An 11892-nucleotide genomic window follows, 5' to 3' on the forward strand; every position below is an offset into this window, starting at 1 on the left:
CGGGCGCGGCGGCTTCAACCGCGCCCGGCAGGCCTCTTGCATCGGCCTATTCGACCACCACCGACAGTGCCGAACCGGTATAGACCGGCCGCACCTTCACATTGCCCGCATCGATCGTGGCGAATGTGCCGGTCAGGCCATTGGCGGACAGCACCGCGAGCCGCGTTCCGGCAGCTGGCGCGCCGCCATCAAAAGCAAGCCTCAGCGTCGCGCCGTCCAGCACCGCATTGCCCTTGATCCGCAGTGCAGCCTTTTGCGGATCAAGCGCCAGCGTGCCGCCCGACTGCGCATAGTCGCCGCCGATGACGACGTCCTTCTCTGCCGCAAGGGAGAGCGCGCCGCCCGAGACCAGCACGCCGCCTGTTCCAAGAGCATCGGCGGCGGAAGCCACCAATGTTCCGTCCCTGACAATCGTGCCGCCGCCATAGCTGTTATGGCCGCTGAGCGTCAGCGCCCCGCTGCCGGATTTGACGAGACGCCCTGCCCCGGCGATATCGTTGGTCCATCGGTCCGCCGCATTGAACCCGCCGGCGGCGGCGTCCATGGTCACCTCGACATCGCCGTCAAACGCGCCGTAGCCACCGGCAGCGGCCACCAGGTTGATGCGGCCCCAGCCATTGCTGTCATCGAGCAGCGGATAACCGGCCTCGATGCCGGTGGAAAACAGCACGGCGCGCCGCTCTGCGGCGTCGAGATAGGGCAGACGCGTCTCCAGCAGCACTTCCGCGCCCTTCGGCACCACCATCGGCGCATCTCCCACGGCCTTGTCGCGGCTGAAGGAGAAAGTCATGCGCCGACGATAGTCCACCCCGTTCTTCGCATCATCGGCAAAGCGGTCGGCATCCGGCTTTGCGCCATGGGCGAAATCGACAAGCGACTGCCCCTGCGGCAGACGCTTAGTGAAATAGGCCTGCAAGGCTTCATGCGCCGCCTTCTTCACCTCGGCGTTTTTCGGATCCTGCAGCATGGCCGCAGCCATGGCGGTTGCCGTGATGCGGCCGCCGATCACGTCGAGCGGCGAATGCATGCCGGCGACGATACGGCTCTCGCCGAGTTCGGAGGCCGCCGTCAGTAATTCGGAAAAGCGCTCCGGCGCGGCATAGGCATAAGCGATGGCAGCGAGATAGGCGGCGTTGGTGTGCCCGCTCGGGAAACCGCCATCCTTGCCGCGACCACGGGTTTCACGCGCATATTTCAGTGCCGGCACGATGACACCGGGGTCGCTGTCATAGCTTTCGAATGCGCGGTCGCCGATCGTTTCCTTACCGGTCTCGATCACCTCGCCCTTGGCGTTCATGCGCCAGGGACGCGGTGAGGAATAGAAATATTTGGCCGGCGATGTCGTGCCTTCCGGGCCGCGGATCACCTTCATGAAAGCGACGAAATCCTTCAGCTCGCTATCCGCCGCACCCGCCTCGGTGCCCTTGTCGTCCTCCTTGCGGGTGATGACCTCGTTCGGATCGAAATCCGCAGGCGTGTGATTGATCGTCGTCGTCGCACCCGCCCCTTCGCGATACCAGGCGGCAAGCGGGCCCAGGCCCTCGATGACGCTGTAGCCCTGCGAGCGGCGGTCGTTCATATAGGCTTCGAAAGCGGCGGCACGCGTGCGGTTTTCGCCGGTGACGGACAGCACATAACGCATGTTTTCCTGCCAGACAGCGGGATCGACGATCTTCACATGGCTGAAATCCGCCGGGCCGTCGCCATTGGCGCCACCATCGGCCCATTTTTCATCGCCAAGCGTCCAGATGCGATTAAAACCGGAGAGGATTTCAATGATCGGATTGTCCCGGTCGTCATAGGCGCGGACATCCTCGCCCTTCTCATTCTTGCCGGTCTGGTTGCGATAATTGTCGGCGAGCGGCAGCGGATATGTCGCGCCCGGTTCCGGCACCGTGATGGCATAGCCACGCCCCACCGGTTGGGCGGCATCGAAAGCCTGCGCGCCGGGAACAAAAACCAGCAAGGCGACCGAGGCGAGCAGGGTCGAGCGTGCGGAAAAGAAAGACGACATCTTCAGTCTGGCCATGACGAATCCTATGATTTTCAGCGAGTGACGCGTGACGAAAACAGGCGGCGCGGCGTTCCGCGCGCCTCATCGTCAGGTTTAAACAAAGCATATTTCAGTTTTTCGATGGGCCGACGGGAACGGCTCCTTGCGGCGGTTCCCTGGCGACGATGCGCCGCCTCCGCAAGGAAACGGCGGAATATGCCCGGAGTATCACTCCGGGCATATCGTCCGACGGCTTCTCCATTCCGCCAAAAGCGGATGGCCGTGCCGTTACTTCTTGACCGCGACAGCCTCGTTGATCTTGGCGACGTCATCCTCCAGAACCTTGTAGGTCTGGTCGAGCGTCAATTCACCGACGATGAGCTGGCTCATGCGCTGCACGATCTGCTGATACATGGCGCTGCCGCCCTTGGCCCGTTCGAATTCACGCGCGGCCTTCGGCACGTTCTTCTTGTTGTCGAGGAAGACCTTCATCGCCGCCTTGGCGTTTTCGCTCTTCAGCTTGTATTGCGGATCGGCGATTTCCGCGCCGGTCAGGATGACATAGTTTTCGGCGATTTCCCGCTGCACCTTTTCGGAGCCGAGGAATTCGATGAAATGGGCGACATCCTCAGGATATTTGGTGCGCTTGAAGCCGACGATTGCGGTGCCGCCGGGCATGGCGTAGCAGCCGGCATCGCCGCAGGGCGCATTGATCGCGGTCCATTCGAAACCGTCGCCGATCTTGTTCTGGAACGGATTGACCATCCAGTTGCCGGCGAGATAGGTCACGACATTGCCGTTGACGAACTCGTCACCCATGTTCTTGTACTGGGAACCACCGGCGGCACCCCACATTTCCTTGGGGAAGCTGCCGTTCTGCGTCCATGAAAAGAGATCGGCGATGTATTTTTTCGCCGCATCATCAGGGAAGCTGAACTTGCCGTCCTTCACATAGGTCGAGCCATAAGAGAAGGCGCCGCCGGAAAAGCGGTGGCCGGAACGGTCCATGGTGAAGGGGATTTGCACGCCGGTCGACTTGGCGACGCGGGCGGACGCTTCAACGATCTCGCTTAACTTGGCGGTCGGGCCGGGCAAGGGTTCGCCGGCCTGCTCGAACAGCGTCTTGTTGACGAAAGGCAGGTTCAGCGTCTGCGACGCCATATAGCCATTGATCGATTTCGGGTCGTTGACATTGGGCAGGCGAAGCTGGTCAAGGCTGGAACCATGCAGTTTCGCAAAGGCTTCCGCATCCTTCATGTAAGGCCGCATGTCGAGATAATAGGGCGCGAGCTGCCAGTCGGTGATCTTGGCGATGTCAGGGCCCTCGCCCACCGCCAGCTGCACCGGCAGCTGCTTGGAAACGGCGTCATAACCCGACGATACGAAATTGATCTTCACGCCGGGATTGGCCGTCTCGAACTCCTTGCTGAGTTCCGACATGCGCTGCACGTAACCCTGGTCGTCATCGGTAAAAAGGAACGTAATCGTGCGGGTCTCGGCCTGGGCCGTCGCAAGACCGGCGACGGAGGCCACTACGAGGGCGCTGACGCCCGAAAACAGTTTCATCATGCTCATCCTCCCAATGAAAATATTTTCATAAATCGAATGGAAGCTCCTCTGCTTAATTCGATTTATAATGTTTTGCGGCTTGACAGAATAAACGTCAAGCTGTTTGTTTTGGCGAAATCGCACAAATCGACGCGAAAGAGCGAAAACAGATTTGTGAAAATAATTTCATTATAGATCGATGGGAGGCGATCCATTATGACGGATGCAGCATTTGCGGCGAACGCGTCGCAGCCGACATATACCGTCGCGGATGGCGAGACGGTGACCGCCTGGATCGTCTCGGATCTGGTGGAAACGTCGTTTCCCGGCATCGCCGCCCCCGCCGAAGACCGCGTGAACTATCGCTTCATCAATGGTTTCGTGGATGTTGGCGACCTTCCCTGCCGCAAGGCCTTCCAGGAGACCATGATCGGCCGCGACATCTCGCCCGATACCGGCTGGCCGGTGTCACACCTCAACCTGCCGGGCTCCAACCGCCGCGTCGAATTCACCGGCTTCTGGCATGTTCCGACCCATGTGCAGCGCTGGCTGAAGGGCGCTTTCCGCAGCGAGACTGCAAGGAAGGCGCATTTCCGGCTGCGCACCTGCGGCGGCGTGCGCATCTGGGTAGGCGGCGTCGAACAGGTGCGTTTTGAACCCTTTATCCGCAATGTCGAAAGCAGCCGCAACATCACGCTCGATCTGGCGGCCGGCGATAACGAGGTGCTGCTGCTCTGCGAAGATCTGGCGGAGCGCGACATCATCTGGTTTTTCGAACTTGAGGTCATCGATCCCGTGCCCCTCACCGTCGTGCTGCCGGTGCCGCTCGACCGCGAAGAGACGAAGCGCCTTGCCGCGCTGGTGCGTGACGTTCACCCGGCGCGGGATGTATTTTCCGGCACGCCTCTCGAACTGGTCTTCGGCGCGGCCCCGGCAAACGACCTGCCGGTGCATATTGCCGTCAAAAGCCATGGCCACGAGCGCGCCGCGCTTGCGGAAGTGGACACCGTGCTGAAGGCCGGGCAATCCGCGCTGACGATCCCCGGAACGTCGGGCATTCCGGACGGATATCACGGTGTCAGGATCACCATGGGTTCGGGAGCGGGAACGGTCACCCGCCTCATCGACGCCGCCTTCATGCATGATATCGCGCCGGAAGCATCCAATGCCGATATCAACGAGCGCAAAAAGGCGGCCCTCTCCTTCAGCGCCCGTTTCGGCGCCTGGCGCATCGGCCGCGCGCTGGCGATGGTCGCCACCGGCAGCGATGACATCGAGACGATTGGCGGCATCGTTGATGCGACGCTGCATTCCATCGACAGGCGCGAAGACTGCTCCGATTTCGTGATGATCCCGCTGCTCTGGCTGGTGCGCGCCTATGGCGACCGGCTGCCGGCCGACATGCGGGCGCGGATCGATGCAACGATCCTCGGCTATCGTTACTGGGTGGACGAACCGGGCAATGACGTCATGTGGTTCTGGAGTGAGAACCATGTTCTTTGTTTCCACACCAGCCAGCTGCTGGCCGGCGACTATTTGCCGGATGCCCTTTTCACCGCGTCGGGCCGCTCCGGCCGGCAGCAGGCGGCGCTGGCCGCCGACCGTCTGGAGCGCTGGTTCGACAGCGTCGAGGCGCATGGCCTCGCCGAATGGAACTCCGCCGCCTACTACCCGGTGGATTTCATCGGCCTTCTTGCCATCGAACATTGGGCGGGGCCGGAACTTGCCGCCCGCGCACGCCACCAGCTCGATCTCATTTTCGAGATGATCGCGCTACACACGCTGGGTGGCGTCCCTTCCGGTTCGCAAGGACGGGCTTATGACAAGGAGCTGCGCGCCGGGCCGCTGACGGAACTGGCGCCCTTTGCGCAGGTAGCATTCGGTCAAGGCTGGCTCAACAATGGCGTCGCCTCGCTGCCGATGTTCTGCTGCGGTGACTACCTGCCGCCGGCGCATCTTGCCGCCCTCTCCCGGCTGGAAAGCGGCCGCATGGTGGAAGCCCGTTATGCGCAGGGGCTGGAGCCCGGCAAGCTCGTGCTGTTCAAGAACGAAGCCGCGCAGCTTTCCACCGTCGTCGATCACAAAACCGGCCGCAAGGGCCATCAGCAGCACGTCATGGATATCAAGCTTGCCGGCCACCCGATGGCGCGGCTCTGGGTCAATCATCCCGGTGAAGACGACCCGTGGGGCACGCAGCGCCCTTCCTATTGGGCGGGAAGCGGCATCCTGCCCCGCGTGGCGCAGCATCGCGATCTGGCCATGCTGATCTTCGACACGGACGATCACCGCAATGACTGGACCCACGCCTATCTCGGCCGCGACGGGCTGGACGAGCTGTTGACGGAAGGCAACTGGCTCATCACCCGTTCCGGCCGCGGCTTTGCCGCCCTTTACGCAACGAACGGGCTTCAGCCCATCACCGCCGGCGCCACCGCCAACCGCGAGATCAGATCGCCCGGCCACCGCGCCGGCTGGATCGGCGTCATCGGCTGCGGCGACACGCAAGCTTTCGCCCGTTTCCGCGAGAAAATTCTCGCCACGCAGGTCACCTTCAATGCCGAAAACCGGCTGCTCTCGGCCACGCCGCCGGGCGGACCGGACCTCACCCTCAGCTGGGACGGCGCCTTCACCATCGGCGGGCAAGCCATGGCCTTCGACCATGACCAGCCGCAACCCCAAATCACCTTCGACAGCGCCGACCCCGCATCGGGCGGCGCGGCGCGACCCTTCTACTCCTAGGCGGAATTGACAGATGAACCAGCCAAGCATGGAAAAAGACACTCTCAGGACGACGATCGACAATGTCGCCGCCGCCTTCAGCCGCCTCAAGGGCATTCAGGAAGGTCTGGTCAGCGGCAGTTCCGATGGCAAGATCCAGTTCGATGAATGGGACTGGGAAGTGGGCGTGGGCCTTTACGGTTTCCTGCGCCGGGCGCTGGCCGCCAACGACCGGAAGGCATTGGACGACCTCGTGACATGGTATGGCTGGCAGATCGAGCGTGGCCTGCCGCCGCGCCAGATCAACAGTTCCGCGCCGATGCTGCCGCTCGTCATCCTCACCGAACACGTCGACCGGCCGGATTTCCGGGCGCTGGTGGAAGACTGGGCCGACTGGCTGGTGCATGAATTGCCGAAAACCGAAGATGGCGGCTTCCAGCACGTCGTCAAGGAACGGCTGAATGAAGGCGAATTATGGGACGACACGCTGTTCATGGCATGTCTCTTCCTCGCCCGCGCCGGCGTCGTCTGCAAACGCCAGGACTGGATAGACGAGGCGGTCTACCAGTTCATGATCCATACACGTTATCTGTCGGACCCCGTCACCGGGCTCTGGTATCACGGCTGGACCTTCAACGGCCGCCATAATTTCGCTGACGCCTTCTGGGCGCGCGGCAATTCCTGGATCACCGTCGCCATTCCCGAACTCTTCGAACTGGCGCCGACGCTTGCCGGAAAGGACAAACGTTTCCTCGCCAATGTGCTGGCGAGCCAGGTGCGGTCGCTGCGCCAATATCAGCGTGAGGACGGCATGTTCCACACGCTGCTCGACGACCCGACCTCGCCGGTCGAGACATCGGCGACGGCAGGCATCGCCTATGGCATTCTGCGCGGCATCGAGGCTGGCATCCTAGGCGAAGAAAACCGCCCCCATGCCGAGCGCGCGCTGAAGGCGGTGCTGGGCAATATCGATGACGAAGGTGTCGTTCACGGCGTCTCCGATGGCACGCCGATGGGCCACGATCTCGATTTCTACCGCCGCATTCCCAATCTGCCCACGCCCTATGGGCAGGCGCTGACCATGCTGCTTTTGATCGACGTTTTTCTGAAAAGGCCGCAGGCATCATGAGCATGAACCGCGAAATCACAGCCGCAGCCGATGGCCACGACGCCACTGCCGCCATCCAGCAGGCAATAGACACCGTATCGGCCGCAGGCGGCGGGCGTGTATCGCTCGCAGCCGGACGCCATGTCAGCGGCGGCCTTGTTCTTAAAAGCGGCGTGGAACTGCACCTTGCCGAAGACGCGGTGCTTGCACCCGTTTCCGATTACGAGGCCTATGCCGATACGACGGTTTCGGTCATCGCCGAGGATTCCAACCGCGGCATGATCATCGCGCGCGGCGCGCATGACGTCGCCGTCACCGGTCCCGGCCGCATCGAGGCCGGCGGCGAAAACTTCATCATCGGCGACGACAAGGTCATGGGCACCTATATCCCGGCCAAAAAACGCCCGCGCGTCATGGTGCTGGAAGCCTGCCGCAACGTGCGCCTCGAAAACCTCCACGTCAGCGCCTCACCCATGTGGACGCTGCATATGGTCGATTGCGAGGACCTTCATTTCCGCAATCTCCGCATCGAAAACGATCGCCGCCTGCCGAATACCGACGGCATCGTGCTGGACGCCTGCCGGCGCGCATTGATCGAGGATTGTTTCATCTCGACTGCCGATGACGGCATCTGCCTGAAGACCAGCGCCGGGCCGGATGGCAAGGCGGTGGGAGCCTGCGCCGACATCACCGTTCGCCGCTGCACCGTTTCCAGCATGAGTTGCGCGCTGAAGCTTGGCACGGAATCCTTCGGCGATTTCACCAATGTCGTGTTCGAGGATTGCAAAATCGTCCAGTCCAATCGCGGCATCGGCCTGTTTTCCCGCGATGGCGGCGCGATGCGCAACATCCGCTTTTCAAGGATCGAGACCGAATGCCACGAAACGCCGGGCGGCTTCTGGGGTTCGGGTGAAGCGGTTACCGTCACCGTCGTCGACCGCCGCCCGGAGCGTCAGGCCGGCAGCGTCGACAATCTGGTCGTGGAAGATCTGAGCGGCTCCATGGAAGGGGCGATCAACCTCGTCGCCACATCGAAGGCCGGCATTCACAATGTCCGGCTGGAGCGCATCACGCTGTCGCAGCAGCCCGGCAAGCTCGGCACCGGCCTGCAATACGATCTGCGCCCCACAAATGCGGATATTGCGCCAAGCCCCCATGCCGCCGGCCGCGCCAATGCCTGGACGCAGGATGCTGAGGGCCGGATCGTCGGAATGGAGGATTATCCCGGCGGAATGCCTGCGGTCTATCTTGCCGGCGTGGAAGGATTTGCGGCGCGCGATGTCGCCATCAAAAGAACGACGCCCTTGCCCGAGGGCTGGAACAGCCAAGAGATCGTCGCGACGACGAACTTGTCCGAAGGGAGCAGGTGATGGGAAGTCTGAAACTCGAAAACCTCAACAAGGCGTTCGGCGCCGTTCATGTGCTGCATGATATCGATCTTCAGATCGAAAACGGCGAATTCGTCGTTTTCGTCGGCCCTTCAGGCTGCGGAAAATCGACGCTGCTGCGCATCATCGCCGGTCTCGAAGACGTCACGTCGGGCACAATCGCCATCGGAAATCGCGATGTCAGCGCGCTTTCTCCCGCCGAGCGCAAGATCGCCATGGTCTTCCAGTCCTATGCGCTTTATCCGCATATGAGCGTGCGCAAGAACCTTGCATTCGGGCTGGAGAACCTGCGCTTCAAGCGGGCGGAAATCGAAAGCCGCATCAACGAGGCGGCGCGCATGCTGGCCATCGAACCCTATCTCGACCGCAAGCCGAAACAGCTTTCCGGCGGCCAGCGTCAGCGCGTCGCCATCGGCCGCGCCATCGTGCGCGAGCCTGATATCTTCCTGTTCGACGAGCCGCTTTCCAACCTCGATGCGGCGCTGCGCGTCCAGACCCGCGCCGAAATCACGAGGCTGCATCGCGATATCAAGACGACGATGATCTATGTCACCCATGATCAGGTGGAAGCCATGACCATGGCCGACAAGATCGTCGTGCTGCGCGCCGGGCGCATCGAGCAGGTGGGCAGCCCGCTCGAGCTTTTCGACAATCCGCGCAATCTCTTCGTCGCCGGTTTCCTTGGCTCGCCGCGCATGAACATGCTGAAGGGCGTCATCACCAAGGGCGAAGACGGCGGCATCGCCATCGACGCCGGCTACGGCGTGTCCCTGCCCTGCCTTGTCGATCCGGCAACCGTCAGTCCGGGACAGGCGGTTCTGGCGGGCATACGCCCCTCGCATTTCACCATCGCGGATGCCGGCCTGCCCTTCGAGGTGCAGTACCACGAAAGCCTCGGCACCGAGACCTATCTCTACGGCAATATCAAGGGTGAGAAGGAGCAGATCATCGTGCATCAGGCGGGCCATTTCGCGCCCGCTTCCGGCTCGGTGCTGAAGATCATGCCGGCGCGTGAGAAGGTGCATGTCTTCGATCCCGCCACCGAACTGGCGCTGCCGCGCCTTGCGAGCGAGGGGAGAGGGTAGCATGGCCAATCCGAAGCTCGCGAGACTGTCCGACCGTGCGCTCGACGCCGTGATGGCGATTGCCGAAGTGCCGCTCAACTTCATCGAGCGGCTGATCGGCAAAAGGCGCATGCCCTATATCTTCCTGATGCCGAACCTCGTTCTCTTCGGCATTTTCACCTTCCTGCCGATTGCGATTGCCGTCGGTTACGCCTTTACCGGCGGCACCGAACTTTTGATCACCGACCGCCCCTTCGTCGGTTTCGAGAATTTCGGCAAGCTGCTGGATTGCCAGAGCTATATGGACCCCGGAAGCTGCCGGGAATCCCTGTTCTGGACGGCGATCTGGAACACTTTGTGGTTCGTCGGCTTCAACGTCATCGCCACGCTGCTGGTCGCGCTCATCACCGCGCTCATCCTCAACCGGGCGATTGCCGCGCGCGGTTTCTTCCGCGCCATGTTTTTTTACCCGGTCCTGCTGTCGCCGGTCGTCATCGGCCTCATCTGGAAATGGTTCCTCGACCGCAACGGCCTGCTCAACGCCTTTTTCCAGATGCTCGGCGTGCCGCCGGAAATCTTTCTTCTGGATGTCGGCTGGTCGCGTTTCTTCGTCGTGGTGGTCTCTGTCTGGTTCCACATGGGCTTTTATACGCTGATCCTGCTGGCCGGCCTTCAGGCCATCCCGAAGGACCTCTATGAGGCCGCCGCCATCGACGCCGCTTCGCCCCGGCGCACGCTCTTCCGCATCACGCTTCCGCTGCTTGGTCCCAACCTGCTCGTCGTGCTCATCCTGTTGATGATCCGCTCGGTGCAAATCTTTGATGAAGCGTGGGTTCTCACCAATGGCGGCGGACCGGGCACGGCCAATACATTCGTGGTGCAATATATCTACCAGATGGCGTTCGGCAGCGATCTGAGGCTGTTCGGCCTTGCCTCCGCAGCATCGGTTCTGATGGGCCTTGTGCTTCTCGCGCTGACGCTCGTGCAATTGCGCCTCGGCAAAAAGATGGAGTCCTGACCATGTCCAACGCCGTCTCTTTCCTCACGCGCACCCGCCGTCCCGGCCGGATCGGCCTCACCGATATCCTCTCCTGGGTCTGGCTCATCGGCGGCACGCTTGCCGTCCTCATCCCGGTCGTCTGGGCCGCCATGTCATCGCTGAAACCGGAAGCCGAGATCACGCGGTTTCCGCCGAGCCTCCTGCCGCGCGACGCCGTGCAGGTGGAGGTGCAGGGTTACGACAAGCCGCTCAGCCTGTGGAAAGCCAGCATCGATGGCATGGAGCGGGAAATGGCCATGATCCGTCGCGTCGGCCTCAAAGCCCAGATGGTCGATCCGGCCAATCCCGGCCCGCCCGTCAGCGTCGACACGCGCGGAGTAACGCCCGTCCAGAAACTGACCATTGCGACGGAGAACTTCACCGATCCGCTAACACAGTTCAGCTTCCTGACCTTCCTCAAGAACTCGGTCTTCGTCACCTTTGTCGCAACCATCCTGACGCTGATCGTCAACGCCATGGCCGCCTTCGCGCTCTCGAAATACCGTTTCCGTGGCGAGAAGGCGATCTTCGTGCTGATCATCTCCACACTGATGATCCCGCTCACCGTCGTCATGGTGCCGGCCTATCTCGTCATCGTCGGCGTCGGTCTCGTCGACAATCTCTGGGGTGTCATCATCCCCACCGTAGCAACGCCGACGGGCGTGTTCCTGCTCCGGCAATATATGCTGACCATCCCCGACGAGCTGATCGAGGCGGCGCGCGTCGATGCGGCAAGCGAATTCCGCATCTTCTGGCGCATCATCCTGCCGCTGACGGCGCCGGCTCTTGCGGTTCTCGCGATCTTTTCGGTGCTATGGCGCTGGAATGACTTCCTCTGGCCGCTGATCGTTCTCAGCAGCCGCGAAAACTTCACGCTGCAGGTGGGCCTCAATGCCTTCCAGGGCGAGTTCTCGGTGCAATGGCACTATATTCTCGCCATGACCTTCCTCAGCCTGGCGCCTGTCACCGTCGTGTTCCTGTTCCTGCAGCGCTATATCACGACGGGTATTGCCGGCACGGGAATGAAATGAACC

At 62.0% G+C, this 11892-nt stretch carries 8 protein-coding genes; 6 read left to right on the forward strand and 2 right to left on the reverse strand.

Annotation, left to right across the window (positions count from 1 at the left end):
- Window positions 1-46: 46 nt before the first annotated feature.
- Window positions 47-2029, reverse strand: coding sequence for a phosphatase PAP2 family protein (locus WDZ78_RS21230; RefSeq protein ID WP_425674156.1), 1983 nt, complete (start codon window positions 2027-2029; stop codon window positions 47-49).
- 252 nt (window positions 2030-2281) lie between these two features.
- A complete protein-coding gene (locus tag WDZ78_RS21235) occupies window positions 2282-3562 on the reverse strand; it encodes an ABC transporter substrate-binding protein (RefSeq protein ID WP_026363346.1) in 1281 nt (426 codons plus the stop codon).
- Between the two features lie 195 nt (window positions 3563-3757).
- Between WDZ78_RS21235 and WDZ78_RS21240 the strand changes: the two genes are divergently transcribed.
- The 6 genes from WDZ78_RS21240 to WDZ78_RS21265 are packed head-to-tail and all read left to right on the forward strand — an operon-like array spanning window position 3758 to window position 11889.
- A complete protein-coding gene (locus WDZ78_RS21240; RefSeq protein ID WP_425674157.1) occupies window positions 3758-6280 on the forward strand; it encodes a hypothetical protein in 2523 nt (840 codons plus the stop codon).
- Between the two features lie 13 nt (window positions 6281-6293).
- On the forward strand, window positions 6294-7388 hold the full coding sequence (locus WDZ78_RS21245; RefSeq protein ID WP_425674158.1) for a glycoside hydrolase family 88 protein: 1095 nt from the start codon (window positions 6294-6296) through the stop codon (window positions 7386-7388).
- Entirely contained in the window at window positions 7385-8737 is a 1353-nt protein-coding gene (locus WDZ78_RS21250) for a glycoside hydrolase family 28 protein (RefSeq protein WP_425674159.1), read from the forward strand. Before WDZ78_RS21245 ends, WDZ78_RS21250 begins: the two co-directional genes overlap by 4 nt.
- Window positions 8737-9840 carry an ABC transporter ATP-binding protein gene (locus WDZ78_RS21255; protein WP_087746826.1) on the forward strand — a complete coding sequence of 368 codons (1104 nt, stop codon included), beginning with the start codon at window positions 8737-8739 and terminating at the stop codon, window positions 9838-9840. The genes WDZ78_RS21250 and WDZ78_RS21255 overlap by 1 nt, the downstream gene beginning before the upstream one ends.
- Before the next feature lies 1 nt (window position 9841).
- Entirely contained in the window at window positions 9842-10837 is a 996-nt protein-coding gene (locus WDZ78_RS21260; protein WP_060725525.1) for a carbohydrate ABC transporter permease, read from the forward strand.
- 2 nt (window positions 10838-10839) lie between these two features.
- A complete protein-coding gene (locus WDZ78_RS21265; RefSeq protein ID WP_425674160.1) occupies window positions 10840-11889 on the forward strand; it encodes a carbohydrate ABC transporter permease in 1050 nt (349 codons plus the stop codon).
- Window positions 11890-11892 lie beyond the last annotated feature (3 nt).

It is taken from the genome of Agrobacterium sp. M50-1 (genome assembly GCF_049843495.1).
Lineage (GTDB): Bacteria > Pseudomonadota > Alphaproteobacteria > Rhizobiales > Rhizobiaceae > Agrobacterium > Agrobacterium radiobacter.

What these genes read in the sequence shown, in the direction of transcription:
- WDZ78_RS21230 (WP_425674156.1), bottom strand. Translation starts at nt 2,029, where the DNA reads ATGGCCAGACTGAAGATGTCGTCTTTCTTTTCCGCACGCTCGACCCTG.
- WDZ78_RS21235 (WP_026363346.1), bottom strand. Translation starts at nt 3,562, where the DNA reads ATGATGAAACTGTTTTCGGGCGTCAGCGCCCTCGTAGTGGCCTCCGTC.
- WDZ78_RS21240 (WP_425674157.1), top strand. Translation starts at nt 3,758, where the DNA reads ATGACGGATGCAGCATTTGCGGCGAACGCGTCGCAGCCGACATATACC.
- WDZ78_RS21245 (WP_425674158.1), top strand. Translation starts at nt 6,294, where the DNA reads ATGAACCAGCCAAGCATGGAAAAAGACACTCTCAGGACGACGATCGAC.
- WDZ78_RS21250 (WP_425674159.1), top strand. Translation starts at nt 7,385, where the DNA reads ATGAGCATGAACCGCGAAATCACAGCCGCAGCCGATGGCCACGACGCC.
- WDZ78_RS21255 (WP_087746826.1), top strand. Translation starts at nt 8,737, where the DNA reads ATGGGAAGTCTGAAACTCGAAAACCTCAACAAGGCGTTCGGCGCCGTT.
- WDZ78_RS21260 (WP_060725525.1), top strand. Translation starts at nt 9,842, where the DNA reads ATGGCCAATCCGAAGCTCGCGAGACTGTCCGACCGTGCGCTCGACGCC.
- WDZ78_RS21265 (WP_425674160.1), top strand. Translation starts at nt 10,840, where the DNA reads ATGTCCAACGCCGTCTCTTTCCTCACGCGCACCCGCCGTCCCGGCCGG.